Source organism: Halomonas sp. CSM-2 (genome assembly GCF_002119345.1).
Classification (GTDB): domain Bacteria; phylum Pseudomonadota; class Gammaproteobacteria; order Pseudomonadales; family Halomonadaceae; genus Vreelandella; species Vreelandella janggokensis.
This window is the reverse complement of sequence record NZ_NBYR01000015.1, coordinates 53,861-73,862: the sequence shown is the minus strand read 5'-3', so window position 1 is coordinate 73,862 and position 20,002 is coordinate 53,861. Positions and strand designations below refer to the sequence as shown.

The window sequence follows — 20,002 nt, the reverse complement described above, 5'->3', positions numbered from 1 at the left end:
AAGGTGATGTGGTGCTTTCCATTAACCAGGGGATACCTATGCGACTTCTATTCACCGGTGGCAGTGGCAAGGCGGGCCGCCATGCGACCGCCTATCTTCGCGACCAGGGTCACCGCGTCACCAACCTGGACTGGGCAACATCCGACGTGCCCGGCATTACCACTCTGAAGACAGACCTCACCGATGCTGGCCAGGTGTTCAACGCCTGCCACGCCTACGCCGGAATGGACGAGCTGGAACCGGGCACCGGCGTGCCGCGCTACGATGCCATTGTCCACTTTGCGGCGATACCCGCCATCCTGCACCGGCCGGACAACGAGATGTATCGCATCAACACCTTGAGCACTTACAACGTACTGGATGCCGCCACCAAGCTGGGTATTCCCAAGGTGATTTTTGCCTCCAGCGAGACGACCTACGGCGTATGTTTTGCCGACGGCGAGGTGCAACCGGATTACCTGCCGGTCGATGAAGAGCATCCCACCGTGCCTCAGGACAGCTACGCCATGAGCAAGGTGGTCAACGAAGTCACTGCGCGCTCCTTCCAGGCACGCTCGGGTATCGATATCTACGGCCTGCGCATCAATAACGTTATCGAGCCCTACGAGTACCGCCAGCATTTCCCGACCTACATGGACAACCCGGCGCTGCGCCGTCGTAACATCTTCGCCTACATCGACGCCCGCGACCTGGGCCAGATGGTCGATTGCTGTCTGAAAATGGATGGCCTGGGCTACCAGGTGTTCAACGTCGCCAATGACGATCTATCGGTGGGGCTAACAAACGCCCAGGTGATTGAACGCTTCTACTCAGGGGTACCGACCAAGCGGGAAATGGGCGAGCACGAGACCTTCTATAGCATTGAGAAAGCGCGTCGTCTGGTCGGTTTTACACCGCGCCATTCCTGGCGGGATGAGCTGGAGAAGTAAGGGTGCCGTGAACTAGCGACGTTGATTTGTCTAGCCAACAAGGAGACGACCATGGCCGATTCCCCGGTAGCGGGTGTGCCTCGATGGCTGAAGCTGGCCTTTTCGTTGTGGGTCCTGATCTGGGCGCCGAGCTATGCAGTGCTGCTGGGCCCCCAGAATTTCTTCTGGCTGTGCAACGTGGCAAATTTCCTGTTGCTGGTGGCGCTTTGGACGGAGCATCGTACCCTGATGTCGATGCAGTGGCTGGCGGTGGCGCTGGTCGGTAGCCTGTGGACGCTTGACGTCGCGACGGCGGCGTTCACCGGCGTCCACCCCATCGGTGGCACCGAGTACATGTTCAACCCCGAGCACCCACCCATGACGCGGGCCATGTCGCTTTATCACGTTGTACTCCCGCTGGTGGCAGGCATCGGCGTGGCGAAACTGGGCTACGCGCGCCGCGCCCTGCTGTGGCAGACCCTGCTGACCTGGATCGTGGTGCCGTTGTCCTACCTGCTCACTGACGCCGAGCGTAATATCAACTGGGTACACGGCCCCTTTGGCCAACCCCAAGACAGCCTCGACCCTTGGTTGTATCTGCTCCTGCTAACCTTGATATGGCCGGTAGCCGTCTACCTGCCACTGCACCTGGTGATGGTTGGCGGGCAGCGTTGGCGGAGTCGCTACGAATGAGACACATCAGAAAGCTATCAACGTTAAAATCTCAGCCTTTACTTGGCAGAACTGGGGTTCGAGCAGTTAATTGTTCTATTAATTTATCGCGGTCATCTTTACTTAGCATACCGATGTAGAGTGTTCGCCTTTTAATTTCGCCACTATGCATATAAAGAACCTTCAGCTTACTACCACCAACCTTCTCAAAGCTTTCTACACTACTATAACAAATCTTTAACGACGGCGAAATAGGTGTTTTCTTAAACTCAAAATGATCTTCATAAACCTTAAAAACCTTATGAAAATGATAAAGTATACCGAAAGCTATCGCGACAGCACCCACCGCCACTAGGAAAAAGCGCATCTCCATTGAAAGTGCTGTCATCATCAGAGAGTAGGCAATAATGATGATCCCACCAATTGGTTGAACTAACCTATCGATCGGCTTAGCCCTAAATGCACTAGAAAACTCCATTGCAACCGCCCCTTTTACCATTGAATTGATTTTACTTAGTTACTTCACTGTACAACCTAATGACAGCAGCCTTTCCACCAGGCTGTGAAGACTGGCGCTTACCTGATTTTATTTTCGACCTTTCCTTAAAAATAGAACTAGTCCAAAAGCTATTGCAACATGAAGAGCTCTGGTTAGCGCTGTGTAATGAGGAGGTATAATAACCTTTTCATCATAGCGCACCTTCATTTCTTTTAATATTTTATCGTCTTCATTTTTTTTGACACGCTGATTCTCCCAGTTCTAGGAGATGGCGATATTATATAGCCATACTCTTAGTTTGTCCCGTTGTCCTGGATCCGGCGGCTCCATAATAGCCGCGACTCAATGATGGTGTCCCGCTCAGGGTTCGCCTCTTCCCGCTGCTGACGCTTGGTGGGGGTATAGACCGTGTCGGCGTAGTAATCGCCAAAGTTCTCTTTAACGGACATTAAGCCTTTACTTGATCCAGTAGTCATCAGCGGTTTTCCCACGCAGAGGAAAGTCCTTCGGGCTCATGCTCCTTGTGTGTTCCATGCCCGTTACCGCCAGGGAAGGCCGCCAGCGGCCTTCCGAAAGAACGTATTGATAATGCTTGCTGTGGTGTCGTTAATCGCCGTCGCGTTTATTGAGCCTCGTCATTCAAAGCCAAGGCCGCGGGCGTCAAGAACATCGCTATTGTCAGACCCGCCAGTGTGGTCAGTATTTTTGGTCGTTTCGTTAATAACATTAGGGCCCAAAGAACTTCATTGGAAAATAGGAGAGAGGTGGTTCGCGGTTGAGCCATTCGTCCATCATGCGCTCACCTTCTTCGCGCTGTTCCGGGGTTACCTCATCACTGTCGCCGAAGTAGCTTAGTGCGTTCTCGACATGTATGTTCGGCGCTTCTTCATTAACGGCAAGAAGAATGGCCCAGCCTTTAGCGGGATCTCTCTCCGTCTGGCACATGCCGTTTTTCTCTTCATCAGGCTCTATATAGCAATAAGCAAGCCATTGCCTAGCATTGACATGCCCTGCCTCAGAAGCCCTCACCATCCACTGCCAAGCCTCATCATCATGCCCCTGGTCGTGTAGAAAACGCGCTAGGCCACTCATGGCACGTGGATAACCCGCTTCCGCTGCTCTACGATATAACTGCTCTGCTGCGTTTAGTCGCTCAGTATCGTCTGGATAGCCTGCTCGACCATCGTGGATTCGCCCTGCCAACTTGAATTGTGCTTCTACGCTTCCTGCTTCAGCCGCTTTTTCCAGCCAATACTGAGGCTCAGCGTCGTACCCTTGGGTGGCATAAAGGGGGTAGAGCGCAAACATTGCATTTGTGTTGCCTGCCTCAGCTAGAGGCAGGGCATCTGCGATTGCTGCTTCGACCCAGTCATCACCATTGTCTGGACATAATTGTTGCTTTTCACATGCATTTTGTAAGCGCAACATGGAGTAGAGTTCGCCCTGCTGCGCGGCGCGGTAGTGCCACTCCTGCGAGTAGCTCGCTTCTCCAAGATAAAACATTGCATCTATGTCGCCCGCTTCTGCCGCTATTTCTAAATAAGGAATGCTCTCTTCGCGCTGAAGGGCGGCGGTCTCAATGACCAAGTGCAACACCTAACCTATCAGGTAGGGTATTGCCATGACTCACTGTTATCGCCATCTTTCTGCTGAAGATCGAGCTGCCATCATGCTGATGCAGGCTCACCACTCGATTCGCGCTATCGCCCGTCAGTTAGGACGTGCACCCAGTACTATTTCACGAGAACTGGTGCGCCATACTGTCAAGCCTGACGGGGCGTATGACGCCAGCCTCGCTGGACATAGAGCCCGACTGACCCGCTGTCGGCCTCGCCGTTGCCCAAAGTTACCTCTCGATGGTGAGCTTTTTGAGCTGGTGGTCTACCTGCTGCGCAAGTACTGGTCACCAGAGCAAATAGCCCGCACACTGAAGCGTATGTTTCCTGATAACACTGACCGCCACGCCTCGCACGAAGCCATCTACAATGCGCTCTACCTCATGCCGCGCGGCTCGCTCAAGAAGGAGCTGATTGCCTGTTTGCGCCAGGGTAACGGTAAACGACGCCCTCGCAGCCGTGGCAAGGATAGGCGGCAACAGATTCCTGATCTGGTGAGCATCCACCTGCGGCCACCTGAGATTGAAGACCGCCTGATGCCTGGCCACTGGGAGGGGGATCTCATCATTGGCGCTAACAATCGTTCTGCCGTTGGTACATTGGTGGAGCGCACGACGCGTTTAGTGATCCTGGCGAAAGTGGATGGCACCACGGCTACAGCGGCGGCTGTTGGCTTCAGCGACAAGCTCAATGAGGTGCCGCGCGCTCTACGCCTGTCCATGACCTATGACCAGGGCAAAGAGATGGTGAAGCATGCCGAGATCACTCAGAAGACGGGGACAGCGATCTACTTTGCCGACCCGCATAGCCCATGGCAGCGGGGTTCCAATGAGAACACCAACGGGCTGTTGAGACAGTACCTGCCGAAGGGCACGGACCTGTCGGTCTTCAGCCAGGAAGAGCTCGACGAGATCGCCGACTCACTCAATACACGGCCGCGCAAGACACTGGACTGGCGCACGCCGCTGGAAGTCTACGCCGAGGTACTCAAGAAATCCGTCGCCGGACCGAGCGCGCTTCAATAGTGTTGCACTTGGAACTTGAGGCCGCCTAGGTTAATCGCCAAGTTATACAGACAAAAATTGCTCACAAAAAAACGCCGCCCTAAAGGCGGCGTTTTTATGAAGCCATCACTAACAGGATATTAGTCTTGGCCCATTTGCTGCTTAATCAAGTCACCGATCGTGGTAGCACCACCTGCTGCTTCCGGCTCTTGTTCACGCAGTTTCTTGAGGTTCTGACGCGTGTCATCTTGCTCTTTCGCTTTCACCGACAGATTAATCTGACGGCTCTTGCGATCAACACTCACGATGCGTGCTTCGACACTATCGCCCTCACTGAGAACGTTACGTGCATCTTCAACGCGATCAGCCGCGATTTCAGACGCCTTGAGCACGGCCACTACATCGGTAGCCAGCTCAACGTGAGCTTCTTTGGCGTCTACTTCAACGACACGACCAGTGACGATGCTGCCCTTGTCGTTGACCGACAGATATTCAGCAACCGGATCAGAATCCATTTGCTTGATACCCAGTGAAATGCGCTCGCGCTCAGGGTCGATAGACAGGATGACCGCTTCGGCTTCGTCGCCTTTCTTGAAGTTACGAACCGCTTCTTCGCCAGTATCGGTCCAGGAGATGTCGGACAGGTGAACCAACCCGTCGATACCGCCTTCCAGGCCGATGAAGATACCAAAGTCCGTGATTGACTTGATGGTACCCGAGACGCGATCGCCCTTGTTGTACTCGGCATTAAAGGTTTCCCAGGGATTAGCAGTGCATTGCTTGATACCCAGAGAAATACGACGACGCTCTTCGTCGATATCCAATACCATGACATCAACATCATCGCCCACTTGAACCACTTTGGACGGATGGATGTTCTTGTTGGTCCAGTCCATTTCAGAAACGTGAACCAGGCCTTCAACGCCTTCTTCCAGTTCAGCAAAGCAGCCGTAATCGGTCAGGTTGGTGACCACAGCATGAACCTTGGTACCTTCCGGATAGCGCTCTTTAATACGAACCCACGGATCTTCGCCAAGCTGCTTGAGACCCAGAGAAACGCGATTGCGCTCACGGTCAAACTTAAGCACTTTCACGTTGACTTCGTCGCCGACAGCCACGATTTCAGACGGATGCTTGATGCGCTTCCATGCCATGTCAGTGATGTGCAGCAGGCCATCAACGCCACCCAGATCAACGAAGGCACCGTAATCAGTCAGGTTCTTGACGATACCCTTGATTTGCTGACCTTCCTGAAGCGTGGCCAGCAGCGCTTCACGTTCCGCACTGTTTTCTGCTTCCAGAACCGCACGACGTGAAACCACGACGTTGTTGCGTTTCGGGTCGAGCTTGATGACCTTGAAGTCCAGCTCTTTGTGCTCCAGGTGCGCGGTATCGCGAACCGGGCGAACGTCGACAAGAGAGCCCGGCAGGAAGGCACGGATAGAGTCGACATCGACGGTGAAGCCGCCTTTGACCTTACCGTTGATCACGCCTTTGACGACTTCATCTTTCTCGAAGGCGGCTTCCAGAATCTTCCAAGCTTCTGCGCGCTTGGCTTTTTCACGGGATAGACGCGTCTCACCGAAGCCATCTTCAACGGCTTCAAGTGCAACGTGAACATCGTCACCGATCGCAATGTTCAGTTCGCCGTTCTCGTCGCGGAATTGCGCCGCGGGGATCTGACCTTCAGATTTCAGACCGGCGTTGACGGTAACCCAGTCACCGTCAATATCGACAACCTGGGCCGCGACGATAGCGCCTGGCTCCATGTTAATGTCGTTAAGAGACTGTTCAAACAGTTCAGCAAAGCTTTCGCTCATGGTGTTCCTACGTGATCAACGTTGTTGAGGCATAAATGCCTTCTCCGTACCACCAGCGAGCACGGGCCTAATGTCACTCTGCTTTTGGAGGTGTTAGCGCTGGTTAAACCTGACCGGGCTCCCAATGTGAGTTTTACGCCCTGCCATGTCATGACACCTATCCAAAAACGCCGCAAGGGAGAGTCAATTTCCGGAGACCAGGCCTTGTTGGGCCAGTAGCTCGGTCAACTGATCAACCACTTCCGGTATGCTCAGGCGCGTGGTATCAAGCGTGATGGCATCATCTGCCGGCTTGAGTGGCGCCACGTCGCGATGCATATCGCGTGCATCGCGTGCCTGAATCTCCTTTAGAAGACTCGAAAGACTAGCATCCACGCCTGCTTCCTGCAACTGCTGATGGCGACGGCGGGCCCGCTCCGATGCTGAGGCGGTCAGAAATATCTTCAGAGACGCGTCAGGAAAAACGATCGTTCCCATGTCTCGACCATCAGCCACCAGGCCAGGCGCCTGACAAAAATCGCGCTGGCGCTCCAGCAGCGCCTGACGTACAGCCGGAAGCGCCGCCACCTGAGAAGCACGCTCGCCAGCTTGTTCGGTGCGGATTGTACGGCTGACATCCTCGCCTTCCAGCAGGGTTCGTGGCTGACCATTTTCGACCGGAAAAGCGACATCCAATGCTTGGGCCAATTGTGCCAACGCCGCCTCGTCGTCAAGCGCCACCTGATGTTTGACAGCGGCCTGCGCCGTCAACCGATACAAGGCACCACTGTCCAACAGGTGCCAATTCAGGCGTTCGGCCATTAGCCCGCTGATCGTGCCTTTACCTGCGCCGCCGGGGCCATCAATGGTCAATACAGGGGTGATTTCAGTCATGCCCCCTCCACCGATAGCGTCATCCCCACGCGGGTTACCAGGTCCACGAAATCCGGGAAGGAGGTCGCCACATTGGCGCAATCATCGATTACGATATCGTCGCTTGCCCGCAGTCCAGCAATGGCGAAGGCCATTGCAATTCGGTGGTCACCCAGGCTATCGATCCGCCCGCCACCATAACTGGCCACTTGGTCGTCGCCATTACCAGTAATATCAATACCGTCAGCAACGACCGTATGCTCGACGCCCAGAATGGCCAGGCCATCAGCCATCGCCTGAATGCGATCAGACTCCTTGACGCGCAGCTCTTCGGCGCCGCGTAATCGCGTGGTGCCCTTGGCGTTGGCGGCGGCAATGAATAAGGCTGGAAATTCGTCTATCGCTAATGGCACTTGGTCGACAGGAATCTCAATACCGCTAAGCGGTGCGTAACGAATGCGAATATCCGCAACGGGCTCGCCACCCACTTCACGCTGATTTTCAAGGGCCAGGTTGGCCCCCATCAGGGTGAGAATATTAATCACGCCGATACGCGTCGGGTTGATGCCCACATGCTCAAGCGTTATGTCGGAACCTGGGGTAATGGCCGCGGCCACCAGGAAAAACGTCGCTGATGAAATATCCGACGGCACATCGATCGGCCCCGCTGTCAGCTTTCCGCCACCCTGCAGCCAACAGGTATCACCCTCACGGGACACCGGATAACCAAAGCCGTTGAGCATGCGCTCAGTGTGGTCGCGGGTAGGCGCTGGCTCACGCACGCGGGTTTCACCTTCAGCATAAAGGCCTGCCAGCAACAGGCAGGATTTCACCTGGGCACTGGCCATAGGCATGTCGTAATCAATGCCTTTTAAAGCGGCGCCGCCTCTGACATTCAGCGGGGGGCGTCCACCTTCTGCGGTATCGATGGTTGCCCCCATCAGGCGCAGCGGGTCAGCAACACGGGCCATTGGACGCTTGTTCAGCGACTCGTCGCCGGTCAATTCGCTGTCGAATGCCTGCCCGGCCAGCAAGCCTGCAAACAGTCGCATCGCGGTGCCCGAATTGCCCACATAAAGGGGGCCAGAAGGCGCTTTTAATCCATGCATGCCTACGCCATGGATGGTGACGCGCCCCTGGTGTGGCCCTTCAATGGCCACGCCCATTTCACGAAACGCCTGAAGCGTAGCAAGGCTGTCTTCTCCCTCAAGGAAACCTTTGACCTCGGTAACACCATCAGCCAGTGCCCCCAGCATGATTGAGCGATGTGACATGGATTTGTCACCGGGCACTCGCAGTCGACCCTGCGCCTGACCGCCTGGCCGCACCCGGTAAGTTACCTTACCTTCTGGTTGCATATGATATTCCGCCTGATAAGTGGTTTTGTTCAATAACGTATCGAAATAGTGGCGTGCATGGCTGGCCCGATCAAATGTCGCAATCAGGGCATCGCTATCGCCTTGCTCAACGGCCTTGCGCAATCGGGCAAGGCCCGCTTCAAAATCATCCAGCGACGACAGTACCGCCTGGCGATTGGCGATGAAGATATCGCGCCACATCACCGGGTCACTGCCCGCAATACGGGTGAAGTCACGAAATCCCCCGGCGGCGTAGCGAAAAATATCCAGCCGGTCATCCTGACGCGCCAGCGTGTCGACCAACGAAAATGCCAACAAGTGCGGCAAGTGGCTGGTACGCGCCAGTACATGGTCGTGGTGCTCAACGCTCATTTCCAGCACATCGGCACCGCAAGCCGCCCACAAAGCCGAAACCCGCGCCAAGGCCGCCTCATCAACGTCCGGCTCAGGGGTCAAGATCACCTTGTGATGCCGATAGAGATCGGGATTGGCTGCCGACACGCCACTTTTTTCTGAGCCGGCAATTGGATGACCCAACACCATATTGGCAGGCACGCCACCAAAAACGCGCTTGGCACAGGCGCGAATCGCCGCCTTGGTGCTGCCCACATCGGTAATCACCACATCAGGGGCAGCCTTGGGCAATGCGCCAGCCAGCGTTTTCATTACCGTTTCCATCGCCAGCACTGGGACGGCGAGCACGATAAGTGACGCATCAGCCACCTGGGCGCCAAGCTCGGTGCCGCCGCTGTCAATCAAGCCCATCTCGATACCACGGGCAATTTCATCGGGGTTGGGATCGCAACCGACTATCTGGCCCTCAAACCCGGCAAAACGCAGCGCCGAGGCCAGTGATCCGCCAATCAGGCCGAGCCCGACAATCAACAACCGCGACTCATCGACATCTGCCCCACCGGACATCTTCTCACCCGCTGGCGTCACAACACGCCCTGGGGGTAGGAACCCAGCACACGCAACTCGGCGGCTCGCAGTTGGACTTCTTCCAGCACAGCGGTGACCCGTGGCTCGTCGCGATGCCCCTTAAAGTCGATAAAGAAGACATAGTTCCAGACCCCGGTACGCGAAGGGCGCGTCTCCAGGCGGGTCATGTCGATTTGGTGACGATGAAACGGCTCGAGCAGATCATGGAGGGCCCCCGGCTGGTTGCGCATCGCCACCACAATCGACGTTTTATCTTCTCCCGACATGGGAATATCCTGGTTACCGATAATCAAAAACCGCGTGGAGTTATCCGGACGGTCTTCAATCTTTTCGGCGACACGCTCAAGATTGTAGAGTTTGGCGGCCATGTCGCCGGCAATCGCTGCACTGTGCCACTCGGTTTTCACCAATTTGGCGGCTTCGGCATTGGAAGCAACCGGCACTCTTTCCGCATGAGGAAAGTGGGCATCAAGCCACTTACGACACTGGGCAAAGGATTGAGGGTGGGAGTAAATACGCGAGACTTTATCCCGCCGGGTCGTTTCGCTGACCAGTAAGTGATGATGGATACGCAGGACCACTTCACCGCAAATGCGAATCGAGGAATCCATGAAGGTGTCGAGCGTATGATTGACCACCCCTTCCGTAGAGTTTTCTACCGGGACAACGCCATAGTTGACCGCTCCGGCTTCAACTTCGCGGAACACCTCATCAATGGCGGCCATCGGCAGGCTAATCGCGCTTTCCCCGAAATGCTTCAGCGCCGCCTGCTGGGTAAAGGTCCCCTCCGGGCCCAGGTAGGACACCTTGATGGGCTTTTCCAGTGCCAGGCAAGCGGACATAATCTCGCGAAACAAGCGCGCCATTTCCTCAGCATCCAGCGGGCCTTTATTTAACGCCATAATACGGCGTAGCACCTGGGCTTCGCGCTCGGGCCGATAGAATACCGCTTCCTCATCCTCGGCGAGCTTGATATGCGCGACCTGCTGAGCGCAGTCCGCCCGCTCGCTGATCAAGCGGAGAATATCATCATCCAATTGGTCAATACGCTGGCGCAGCGCGTCCAGATTGATCGACGTGTCGGCCATGGTGATTAGCCCCTTCGTTGTTCGAAATCTGCCATGAAGGCAATCAAAGCGTCCACCGCTTCCTCTGGCACGGCGTTGTACAGGCTGGCGCGCATGCCACCCACGCTGCGGTGCCCTTTCAGATTCAAGAGCCCCGCCTCATCGGCCTCTTTCAAGAAGGCGTTATCAAGCCTGGCGTCTTCCAGCACAAAAGGAACGTTCATGCGAGAGCGGTTATGACGTGCAATCGGATTGCTGTACAAGTCGCTGGCGTCAATGGCGGCATACAGTTTTTCAGCCTTGCGCTGGTTAATCGCATCCATCGCCGCCAGGCCACCGACATCCGTTTTCAACCACTGGAAAACAAGTCCCGCCAGATACCAGGCATAGGTCGGAGGCGTGTTGACCATGGACCCTGCCTCGGCAAGCAATTGATAGTCAAACAAAGAGGGAATGGTGGGCTGCGCGTTACCCAGCAGGTCGTCGCGCACGAGCACTAACGTCAATCCCGCCGGGCCAATGTTTTTCTGCGCGCCCGCATAAATCACCCCGAACTGACTGACGTCCCGCGGCCCGGAAAGGATGTTGGACGACATATCACAGACCAGCGGTACGCTGGTGCCATCGTTACGCTGCACGTGTGGCGTGTAATCAAATTCCAGCCCGCCAATCGTTTCATTGGAGGTATAGTGCAGATAAGCCGCGTCGTCACTGATCTTCAATGTGTCTGCCGCAGGCACCGCCGTATGGCCATTCGACTCACTACTTGCTGCCACATGACAGTCAAAACCAAGCCGCTTGGCCTCGTTGAACGCTTTCTTGCCCCAGATACCGGTTTGAATGAAGTTGCCTCGCCCCCCCTGACCCAAGAGGTTCATCGGCAGCATAGCAAACTGGAGGCTTGCGCCCCCCTGCAGAAACAGCACCTTGTAGTTACTGGGAACTCCCAGCAACTCACGTAAATCGGCTTCCGCCTGTTCGGCAATTGCCACAAACTCATCGCTGCGATGGCTCATTTCCATCACCGACAAGCCGCGGCCCTGGTAATCGAGCAGTTCATCCCGGGCCCGTGCCAATACCGCTTCAGGCAGTGCGGCAGGCCCCGCACAAAAATTATAACGACGTGTCATCGGCTCCGGCATCCTGTGCGTCATTATGGTTGGCGTCGTCTGTCTCCGCCTCTTCCAACGTCTCAAAATCGCCTTCTTCGGGCTCTTCGACACGCACGGTTTTAACCAGCTTTTCTTCTTTACCGAGACGAATCAGCATGACCCCCTGAGTATTACGCGACGTGGTCGAGACCTCTTCCACACGCGTGCGGACCAGCGTGCCGCGGTCGGTGATCAGCATCATTTCGTCACTGTCATAGACCTGCATGGCCGCTACCAGGGAACCGTTACGCTCACTGGTCTGCATGGCAATCACGCCCTGGCCGCCACGACCGCGAAGCGGGAAGGCTTCAAGACGGGTACGTTTTCCGTAACCGTTCTCGCTCGCGGTGAGAATATAGATATGACCGGCGTCGGATTGACCATCGACAGCACTGTCTGATGCATCGTCTTCACCGTCATCAATCTGCTGCGTCTTGGGAATGATCAAGCTGATCACTTCCGCCTTGTCTGCCAGGCGCATACCGCGAACACCACGAGCTGTCCGGCCCATCGCCCTTACATTACCTTCCTCGAAGCGGATTGCTTTGCCGTTGGAAGACAGCAGCATGGCGTGGTCGGAACCCGACGTAATCGCCGCGCCCACCAAGCGGTCACCTTCTTCCAGGTCAATCGCGATCAGGCCTACGCTGCGTGGACGGGAGAACTGCTCAAGGCTGGTGCGCTTGACCGTCCCTTGGGCGGTGGCAAACAAGATATAATGATCAGGGTCATAATCGCGCACCGGCAAGATGGCGTTGACCGCCTCACCTTCCTCGAGGGGCAGCATATTGACCAGCGGCTTGCCACGGGAGCCACGACTCGCGTTAGGCATTTCGTAGACTTTAAGCCAGTACACCTTGCCGCGATTGGAGAACAGCAGCACCGTGTCGTGGGTCGATGCCACCAGCAGGTGCTCGATCACGTCCTCGTCTTTCATGGCCGTGGCAGACTTGCCGCGACCACCGCGGCGCTGGGCCTGATAATCGGAAAGTGGCTGTGTCTTGGCGTAGCCTGAACGCGAGACCGTTACCACCATGTCTTCTTCAGCAATTAAATCTTCCATCGAAAGATCAAGGTGGCTGGCCTGGATTTCAGTGCGACGGTCATCACCAAACTGATCGCGCACGGCATGCAGCTCTTCACGGATCACTTCCATGAGGCGGTCCGGCGAGGCAAGAATTTCGGTCAGCTCGGCAATTTTTTCCAGGATGGAAAGGTACTCATCGAGCAGCTTTTCGGTTTCAAGGCCGGTCAACCGATGCAGACGCAGTTCCAGGATGGCTTGAGCCTGGGCCGGCGACAAGCGGTACTCGGTCGCGCTGGGATTAAGACCAAAGCCTTCGTCAAGGTCTTCAGGCTTGCACGAAGTGGCCCCGGCGCGCTCCAGCATGCTGGTCACCTGACCTGGCTGCCAGACATTCGCCAACAGCTTATCTTTCGCTTCGGACGCATTGGGCGATGCCTTGATGAGTTCAATGACTTCATCAATATTGGAAATCGCCACCGCCAGACCTTCCAGAATGTGACCGCGCTCACGGGCTTTCTTCAGTTCAAACAGCGTTCGACGGGTGACGACTTCACGACGGTGGCGGATAAACGCTTCAAGCATCTGCTTGAGGTTCAACGTGCGTGGCTGGCCGTTTTCAAGCGCCACCATGTTGATACCGAAGACATTCTGCAGCTGCGTCTGGGCGAAGAGGTTATTCACCACGACCTCACCGGACTCGCCCCGCTTGATTTCGATCACCACCCGCAGGCCGTCCTTGTCGGACTCATCGCGCAGTTCGGCGATGCCTTCGATCTTTTTCTCTTTGACCAGCTCGGCGATCTTCTCGATCAAGCGCGCCTTGTTAACCTGATAAGGCAACTCGGTAATGATGATGTGATCGCGACCGGTTTTATCATCATGCTCGATGGTGTGACAGGCGCGCACGTAAACACGCCCTCGCCCGGTACGATAGGCATCAAGAATGCCCGCACGGCCATTGATGATGCCACCGGTAGGGAAATCCGGCCCGGGAATATACTGCATCAGATCATCGACGCTGAGCGTATAGTCATCGATTAACGCCAGGCAGCCGTCGATCACCTCGCGCATATTGTGGGGCGGAATATTGGTCGCCATCCCCACGGCAATTCCCGAGGACCCATTGATCAACAGATTGGGAACCTTGGTGGGCAGAACGTCTGGGATGCGCTCGGTACCGTCATAGTTATCAACCCAGTCGACGGTATCTTTTTCCAGGTCGGCAAGTAGCTCGTGGGCCAAGCGTGCCATGCGCACTTCGGTGTAACGCATGGCGGCCGCATTGTCGCCATCTATCGAACCGAAATTGCCTTGACCGTCGACCAGCACATGGCGCATGGAGAAATGCTGTGCCATGCGAACAATGGTGTCGTATACCGCACTGTCACCGTGCGGGTGATATTTACCGATCACATCGCCGACGACACGCGCCGACTTCTTGTACGGTTTATTCCAGTCATTGTTCAGCTCATGCATGGCAAACAGCACACGCCGATGAACAGGTTTCAGGCCGTCACGCACATCAGGTAGCGCGCGGCCGATAATGACACTCATCGCATAGTCGAGGTACGACTGTTTGAGCTCGTCTTCAATATTGACGGGCAAGATTTCTCTGGCGATGTCACCCATGAAAGTCAGATCCTTTGCACTGCATTGGCACTGCGAGAGTTGAAAGCGCTTATAAATACGGCCTGAAAAGACACAGCATAGCGGCGCCCAAATAATTCCCCATCATACCACTGCATTTGCATCAAGGGCAGTCAGTCGCAATGCCGAGACGCTTCAATCGGCAAATATCGACTTGTCGACGGTTAACGCATCGAGTGTCTCGCGGACATTGCCGTCAATGGGGCTCGCCTTGTTGGCCTGCACGTCCAGCAATACAAAGGTAAGATCCGCCTGGGCCACCATACGGCCGTCCTTTTGGCGAATCTGATGGTGGCATACCGCACTTCGATCACCGACATCGATAATCCCCGTCACCACCACCAGGTCATCGCCTTGAACGGCAGCGGCTCGGTAATCAATATTTAAATTCACCACCACAAACGCCCGCCCGGCGGCGTGCAATTCTTTCATTAGCGCGGGATGTTCATCGAAAAATGCCCAGCGCCCTTCTTCCATGAATTCCAGGTAGCGGGCATTGTTGACATGGCCATAGCCATCCAGGTGATAGCCACGCACGCGCAGCTGGGTACTCGACACTGATTCGACTGACATAAGGGCTCCTCCATTGTTCGGGTTTATAACGATAGTGACTGACCGGCGTGACTTGGCCAGCGAGACCCCAATCAAACACAAGTTTGAAACACTCGCAACAATGAACCGCTTTGCGACGATGCTGGTAGGACAGCGCCGCTTTCGACATAATGTGCCACCTTTTACACAGGACAGGCGACATGTGGTTTAAACACCTGCACTTATATCGAATACACAGCGCTCCTGAACTAAATCATGAGGCGCTCAGTGAAGCACTGGATGCTCACGCAGCAGCACCTCTGGGTAATGCCGACGCCCGCCGCCTGGGCTGGACAGCGCCCGCCGGGCGCCTGGGCAGCGGCCAGCGCCTGCATGAAATCCAGGGGCATCGGCTGTTGTCGGCGCTGCGTCAGGAACGCCTTCTGCCGGCCTCGGTCGTCAAAGAGGATGTCGACGAACAGGTGGCAAGCATTGAGGCAAGTGAAGGCCGCAAGGTGACCCGCAAGGAAAAAACCGCTCTCAAGGAGCAAGTCACCGAGGAGCTGTTACCTCGCGCTTTTGTACGCAGTCAGAAAATTGATGTTTGGTGGGATACTCGACGCCAGCTAATCGGTGTTAATGCCAGTTCGCGGACCCGGGCGGAAGATATTCTCGACCTGCTGCGCGAATCCCTGGGCACCTTGAGCGTTACCCCGCTCGCCTCCCAGACGCTGCCCATGCGGGCAATGACGACCTGGCTTGGCGACCCCGCCAGTCGACCCGCTGACCTTCAACTGGGCGACCAGGTAGAACTGAAGGCCAAAGGCGACGATGGCGTACTGCGTGCCCGACAAGTCGACCTGGATAGCGACGAAATCCAGCAACTTCTCGAGAGTGGGCGACAAGCCAGTAAACTCGCCATTCACATCGAAGGTCGCCTAAGCTTGGTATTACACGATGACCTGGCGCTCAAGTCGCTACGCTTCGGTGATGCCCTGATTGAAGAAGCTGACCAAGCTGATGATGGCGACGACGCGCTCGCACGGCTTGAGACCGACTTTATTCTCATGGCGAATGCCCTGTCTGACGACATCGTGCGCTTGATGGATTGGCTCGGCGGGGAAGTACAGCAAGAACCAGTACAGCGAGAACCTTCACCGGCTTGATCAGGTCGCGCCCCGAGGTCAACGACTATCGCTCATACATTTGATTTTATTGAAGAAATCTTACGGATCGCATGACACATCACAATAACGCTTCGACCGCCTCGATGCCATCAGACCCCTGGGCGGATGTCCGCCCTTACATGGATCATGAAGTGGCTGACGTGCTTGCCAAGCTTTCGCGGGATAACGAGTTGCTAAATGCGCTTACCCGCTTCCGGCTGCCCCGCCTGGCTCGCTGGGCACCCCCGCTGGCACGTGCCATTGCCAGTCAAGCGGTGCGCCGGGAAGTCAAGGGCGTCACCAGCGTGCGTGAATTCCAGATGCGCATCGCCAGCTATATGGTGCGCATGATCCGCACCACAACCGATGCATTCGAGGTTGCCGGGCTGGACAAACTGGATCCTGATAGCGCCTATTTGTTTATCGGTAATCACCGGGATATTTCGCTGGACCCGGCTTTCGTCAACTACGCTCTCTACCAGGCTGATCGGGACACGGTGCGTATTGCGATTGGTGACAATTTATTGAAAAAGCCCTACGTCACCGATCTCATGCGGCTCAACAAAAGTTTCATCGTCCCTCGCAGTGCACGTGGCAAGCGCGCCATGCTGGCCGCATACCAGAAACTTTCGTCCTATATCCGCCATTCGATTACCGAGGATCAACACTCGATCTGGATGGCTCAGCGGGAAGGTCGAGCCAAAAACGGGATTGACCGGACCGACCCTGCCATCATCAAGATGCTGACCATTGCGAGTCGCCTCAGCAATCGTGACGCTCAATTTGGCGATGCCATTGCCGAGCTTAAGCTTGTGCCCGTCTCGATCAGTTACGAATATGATCCTTGCGACCTGCAAAAAGCCCAGGAACTTCACGATATCGACACGAAGGGCCATTACGCGAAAAGCGAATTCGAAGACATTCAATCTATTGTGGCTGGCATCACCGGCACCAAGGGCCGTGTTCAACTGCGATTCGGCACGCCCGTGGGGGCCGACATGGCCACCCCCGATGAAGTCGCCGCTGAAATTGACCGGCAGGTGATTGGCGGTTACCGACTTTTTCCCAGCCATTATCTGGCGCTGGAAGCCCTTGGGGATGCCCCTGAACTGGTGGCACGTCGCACCATTACCCGTGAAGACAGAGAGCGTTTCAATGCGCGACTGGCAAACGTGCCGGAACCGCTGCGGCCTTACTGGCTGGCACAATACGCCAACCCGGTTAAACACAAGGCGGGGCGTTTAACCCACTGAGGTTACACGCCATGCTCGTTGGCAGAAAAAATGCTATTGTCGAGGTATTTAGTGGCCTCGCTTGACGCCATGCTCGTCGCGATATGAAGGAGAACCCCATGTCCGCTTCAGAAATCCAGAAAACCCGTATCATCAATGAGCTCCGCGGCTTTATTCGCAAGCTGCTGCAAGACCCCAAAATTCTTGAGCAGTCGCTGACCATTGCCCGAGAAGAATTGGCCGAGGGCAACAGCCCCGCCGTCATGGCGCGTATTGCCAACCAAATATCTGATACCACTAGCGTGCATATCCCTGAAGACCCAACCGAGCACTCTGAGGCGGATAAATTGTTTTTAGAGCTATTGCGTGAAGTGGTTCAAGAGGAACAGGCGCTCTACTAGTCAGTTACTTGAGCCGCCTCACCGTTTTATCTTTTTGTTAATGCCTGACCGGGATCTTCGTTCATCATGTCAACTACCTCCTCGCGCCGCATATTGGTTACCAGCGCGCTGCCTTACGCTAACGGCGCTATCCATCTGGGCCACTTGCTTGAATATATCCAAACCGATATTTGGGTGCGCTTTCAGAAAAGCCGTGGTCAGCAGTGCCACTACGTATGTGCCGACGACGCACACGGCACCGCCATCATGCTGCGCGCCGAGCAGGAAGGTATTTCCCCTGAGGCATTAATCGACCGGGTTTCACGCGATCACCAAGCCGACTTTGCGCGCTTCGGCGTTGCCTTTGACAATTATCACTCAACCCATTCCGACGAAAACCGCTATTACAGCGAGCTGATCTACCAGCGCTTACGCGACAAGGGCCATATCGCCACGCGGGAAATTGAACAAATGTTCGACCCGCACAAGGGATTATTTCTCGCTGACCGGTTCATCAAAGGCACTTGCCCAAAATGCGGTGCGGACGATCAGTACGGCGATAACTGCGAAAAATGTGGCGCTACTTATACGCCAGCCGAGTTGATAAATCCGGTCTCGGCGATTTCAGGGGCCACGCCCGAAGTCCGCAGCTCCACGCACTACTTCTTCAAGTTGCCGGACTTTGCTGATTTCCTGCAGCGCTGGATTAACGATGGCCATGTACAGCCGCAGATTCGCAACAAGCTGATGGAGTGGTTTGAGTCGGGCTTTAACGAGTGGGACATCTCCCGAGACGCCCCCTATTTCGGTTTTGAAATCCCCGATGCCCCCGGCAAATACTTTTACGTCTGGCTGGACGCGCCGATCGGTTATCTGGCGAGCTTCAAGAACCTCTGCGAGCGAGAGGGCATTGACTTCGACAGCTACTGGGAAAAAGACTCGGATGCCGAGATCTATCACTTTATCGGCAAGGATATTGTGTATTTTCACGCGCTTTTCTGGCCGGCGATGCTCGAGGGGGCAGACCTTCGAACGCCAACCGCCGTTAACTGCCACGGTTTTGTCACCGTGGACGGCGCCAAGATGTCGAAGTCGCGGGGTACCTTTATCAAGGCAGCCACCTACGCCGACTACCTGAACCCTGAATACCTGCGCTACTACTTTGCCGCCAAGTTGACGTCCAAGGTCGATGACCTTGACCTCAACCTTGACGATTTTGCCGCCCGGGTGAATGCGGATCTGGTCGGCAAAGTCGTCAACATTGCCAGCCGTTGCGCCGGCTTTGTCAAAAAGCTTGGCGGCGGTCGCTTATCCGCCCATTGCAGCGAGCCACAGATGGTCGCCCGGTTCATCGCTGCTGGCGACAGCATTGCCCAGGACTTTGAAGCGCGCGAATTTAGCCGCGCGATGCGCCACGTCATGGAGCTGGCCGACGAGGCCAATACCTATATTGCTGAAAAAGAGCCTTGGGTGCTCGCCAAGCAGGAAGGCCGGGATGACGAAGTGCTCGACATCTGCTCGGTGGGCATTAATCTGTTCCGCCAACTGATGGTTTACCTTGCACCGGTAGTCCCCGGCATGGCTGACCAGGCAAGAGTCTTCCTGAATGTGGAGTCGCTGGACTGGGAGAGCCGTCAAGAGGTGCTTGTCGACCATGACATCAACAAATTCAAACCCCTCATGCAGCGCATCGAGCGCGACAAGATTGACGCCATGATCGATGCCTCAAAGGAGGATATCGTGGAAGAGCAAAAGCTTAAGGAAACCCCCAAGGGCCCCTTGACAGACGACCCCATCGCGGCAGAAATCAGTTTCGATGAGTTTGCCAAGGTTGACCTGCGCATCGCGCGTATCGCCAGGGCGCAATACGTCGAGGGCGCGGACAAACTGCTTCAACTAACGCTCGACCTGGGCGGCGAAACCCGTAATGTCTTTTCGGGTATCCGCTCCGCTTATGCCCCGGAAGCACTGGAAGGCCGTTTAACCGTCATGGTCGCCAACCTCGCGCCGCGCAAAATGCGCTTTGGTGTGTCGGAAGGAATGGTACTGGCATCGGCTAACCAAGACGGCATTTATCTTCTCTCGCCGGACTCTGGTGCGGAACCGGGTCAGCGTGTCACCTAACTAGGT

Annotated in this window: 17 protein-coding genes; 7 read left to right on the top strand and 10 right to left on the bottom strand. The window is 55.7% G+C overall.

The features are described 5' to 3' along the window. Nucleotides 1–38: 38 nt before the first annotated feature. A complete protein-coding gene (locus tag B7L15_RS14000) occupies nucleotides 39–929 on the top strand; it encodes an NAD-dependent epimerase/dehydratase family protein (protein ID WP_085919569.1) in 891 nt (296 codons plus the stop codon). A 51-nt stretch (nucleotides 930–980) separates the two neighbouring features. Beyond that, on the top strand, nucleotides 981–1,601 hold the full coding sequence (locus B7L15_RS13995) for a hypothetical protein (protein ID WP_085919568.1): 621 nt from the start codon (nucleotides 981–983) through the stop codon (nucleotides 1,599–1,601). A 31-nt stretch (nucleotides 1,602–1,632) separates the two neighbouring features. Here B7L15_RS13995 and B7L15_RS13990 read toward each other — a convergent pair whose 3' ends face one another. From B7L15_RS13990 to B7L15_RS13980, 3 genes are all read right to left on the bottom strand, one after another. Next, complete coding sequence (locus tag B7L15_RS13990) at nucleotides 1,633–2,058, bottom strand: hypothetical protein (protein ID WP_085919567.1); 426 nt, start codon at nucleotides 2,056–2,058, stop codon at nucleotides 1,633–1,635. Between the two features lie 314 nt (nucleotides 2,059–2,372). After that, entirely contained in the window at nucleotides 2,373–2,528 is a 156-nt protein-coding gene (locus B7L15_RS19595) for a hypothetical protein (protein ID WP_156524491.1), read from the bottom strand. 277 nt (nucleotides 2,529–2,805) lie between these two features. Continuing rightward, nucleotides 2,806–3,666, bottom strand: coding sequence for a tetratricopeptide repeat protein (locus B7L15_RS13980; protein ID WP_085919565.1), 861 nt, complete (start codon nucleotides 3,664–3,666; stop codon nucleotides 2,806–2,808). 34 nt (nucleotides 3,667–3,700) lie between these two features. Between B7L15_RS13980 and B7L15_RS13975 the strand changes: the two genes are divergently transcribed. Continuing rightward, complete coding sequence (locus B7L15_RS13975; RefSeq protein WP_085918485.1) at nucleotides 3,701–4,720, top strand: IS30 family transposase; 1,020 nt, start codon at nucleotides 3,701–3,703, stop codon at nucleotides 4,718–4,720. A gap of 119 nt (nucleotides 4,721–4,839) precedes the next feature. On the opposite strand, the gene rpsA is transcribed toward B7L15_RS13975, so the two are convergent. From rpsA to B7L15_RS13940, 7 genes are all read right to left on the bottom strand, one after another. Next, nucleotides 4,840–6,519 (bottom strand): 30S ribosomal protein S1, encoded by a 1,680-nt coding sequence (rpsA, locus tag B7L15_RS13970; protein ID WP_066320448.1) that lies wholly within the window; start codon nucleotides 6,517–6,519, stop codon nucleotides 4,840–4,842. A gap of 183 nt (nucleotides 6,520–6,702) precedes the next feature. Beyond that, the gene (gene cmk / locus B7L15_RS13965) at nucleotides 6,703–7,392 is read right to left on the bottom strand and encodes a (d)CMP kinase (RefSeq protein ID WP_085919564.1); all 690 of its coding nucleotides are present in this window, start codon (nucleotides 7,390–7,392) and stop codon (nucleotides 6,703–6,705) included. Further along, nucleotides 7,389–9,650, bottom strand: a complete 2,262-nt coding sequence (locus tag B7L15_RS13960; protein ID WP_085919563.1) for a bifunctional prephenate dehydrogenase/3-phosphoshikimate 1-carboxyvinyltransferase — start codon at nucleotides 9,648–9,650, stop codon at nucleotides 7,389–7,391. Before B7L15_RS13960 ends, cmk begins: the two co-directional genes overlap by 4 nt. A gap of 17 nt (nucleotides 9,651–9,667) precedes the next feature. Continuing rightward, entirely contained in the window at nucleotides 9,668–10,759 is a 1,092-nt protein-coding gene (gene pheA, locus B7L15_RS13955; protein WP_085919562.1) for a prephenate dehydratase, read from the bottom strand. Between the two features lie 5 nt (nucleotides 10,760–10,764). After that, nucleotides 10,765–11,868: a 3-phosphoserine/phosphohydroxythreonine transaminase gene (gene serC / locus B7L15_RS13950; RefSeq protein WP_085919561.1), complete on the bottom strand. Its 1,104-nt coding sequence runs from the start codon at nucleotides 11,866–11,868 to the stop codon at nucleotides 10,765–10,767. Then, complete coding sequence (gene gyrA, locus B7L15_RS13945) at nucleotides 11,852–14,545, bottom strand: DNA gyrase subunit A (RefSeq protein ID WP_085919560.1); 2,694 nt, start codon at nucleotides 14,543–14,545, stop codon at nucleotides 11,852–11,854. The genes serC and gyrA overlap by 17 nt, the downstream gene beginning before the upstream one ends. 153 nt (nucleotides 14,546–14,698) lie before the next feature. Beyond that, entirely contained in the window at nucleotides 14,699–15,136 is a 438-nt protein-coding gene (locus B7L15_RS13940; protein WP_085919559.1) for an acyl-CoA thioesterase, read from the bottom strand. 179 nt (nucleotides 15,137–15,315) lie between these two features. Between B7L15_RS13940 and B7L15_RS13935 the strand changes: the two genes are divergently transcribed. From B7L15_RS13935 to metG, 4 genes are all read left to right on the top strand, one after another. After that, on the top strand, nucleotides 15,316–16,260 hold the full coding sequence (locus B7L15_RS13935) for a recombination-associated protein RdgC (RefSeq protein WP_085919558.1): 945 nt from the start codon (nucleotides 15,316–15,318) through the stop codon (nucleotides 16,258–16,260). A 71-nt stretch (nucleotides 16,261–16,331) separates the two neighbouring features. Further along, nucleotides 16,332–17,513, top strand: coding sequence for a 1-acyl-sn-glycerol-3-phosphate acyltransferase (locus B7L15_RS13930; RefSeq protein ID WP_085919557.1), 1,182 nt, complete (start codon nucleotides 16,332–16,334; stop codon nucleotides 17,511–17,513). A gap of 98 nt (nucleotides 17,514–17,611) precedes the next feature. Beyond that, the gene (locus B7L15_RS13925; protein WP_085919556.1) at nucleotides 17,612–17,893 is read left to right on the top strand and encodes a hypothetical protein; all 282 of its coding nucleotides are present in this window, start codon (nucleotides 17,612–17,614) and stop codon (nucleotides 17,891–17,893) included. Nucleotides 17,894–17,959: 66 nt separating this feature from the next. After that, nucleotides 17,960–19,996, top strand: a complete 2,037-nt coding sequence (gene metG / locus B7L15_RS13920) for a methionine--tRNA ligase (RefSeq protein ID WP_085919555.1) — start codon at nucleotides 17,960–17,962, stop codon at nucleotides 19,994–19,996. The last annotated feature ends 6 nt before the right edge of the window (nucleotides 19,997–20,002 follow it).

Excerpts from the sequence above, each read along its gene's own strand:
- B7L15_RS14000 (WP_085919569.1), top strand. The coding sequence starts at position 39 with ATGCGACTTCTATTCACCGGTGGCAGTGGCAAGGCGGGCCGCCATGCG.
- B7L15_RS13995 (WP_085919568.1), top strand. The coding sequence starts at position 981 with ATGGCCGATTCCCCGGTAGCGGGTGTGCCTCGATGGCTGAAGCTGGCC.
- B7L15_RS13990 (WP_085919567.1), bottom strand. The coding sequence starts at position 2,058 with ATGGAGTTTTCTAGTGCATTTAGGGCTAAGCCGATCGATAGGTTAGTT.
- B7L15_RS19595 (WP_156524491.1), bottom strand. The coding sequence starts at position 2,528 with ATGTCCGTTAAAGAGAACTTTGGCGATTACTACGCCGACACGGTCTAT.
- B7L15_RS13975 (WP_085918485.1), top strand. The coding sequence starts at position 3,701 with ATGACTCACTGTTATCGCCATCTTTCTGCTGAAGATCGAGCTGCCATC.
- rpsA (WP_066320448.1), bottom strand. The coding sequence starts at position 6,519 with ATGAGCGAAAGCTTTGCTGAACTGTTTGAACAGTCTCTTAACGACATT.
- cmk (WP_085919564.1), bottom strand. The coding sequence starts at position 7,392 with ATGACTGAAATCACCCCTGTATTGACCATTGATGGCCCCGGCGGCGCA.
- B7L15_RS13960 (WP_085919563.1), bottom strand. The coding sequence starts at position 9,650 with ATGTCCGGTGGGGCAGATGTCGATGAGTCGCGGTTGTTGATTGTCGGG.
- pheA (WP_085919562.1), bottom strand. The coding sequence starts at position 10,759 with ATGGCCGACACGTCGATCAATCTGGACGCGCTGCGCCAGCGTATTGAC.
- serC (WP_085919561.1), bottom strand. The coding sequence starts at position 11,868 with ATGACACGTCGTTATAATTTTTGTGCGGGGCCTGCCGCACTGCCTGAA.
- gyrA (WP_085919560.1), bottom strand. The coding sequence starts at position 14,545 with ATGGGTGACATCGCCAGAGAAATCTTGCCCGTCAATATTGAAGACGAG.
- B7L15_RS13940 (WP_085919559.1), bottom strand. The coding sequence starts at position 15,136 with ATGTCAGTCGAATCAGTGTCGAGTACCCAGCTGCGCGTGCGTGGCTAT.
- B7L15_RS13935 (WP_085919558.1), top strand. The coding sequence starts at position 15,316 with ATGTGGTTTAAACACCTGCACTTATATCGAATACACAGCGCTCCTGAA.
- B7L15_RS13930 (WP_085919557.1), top strand. The coding sequence starts at position 16,332 with ATGACACATCACAATAACGCTTCGACCGCCTCGATGCCATCAGACCCC.
- B7L15_RS13925 (WP_085919556.1), top strand. The coding sequence starts at position 17,612 with ATGTCCGCTTCAGAAATCCAGAAAACCCGTATCATCAATGAGCTCCGC.
- metG (WP_085919555.1), top strand. The coding sequence starts at position 17,960 with ATGTCAACTACCTCCTCGCGCCGCATATTGGTTACCAGCGCGCTGCCT.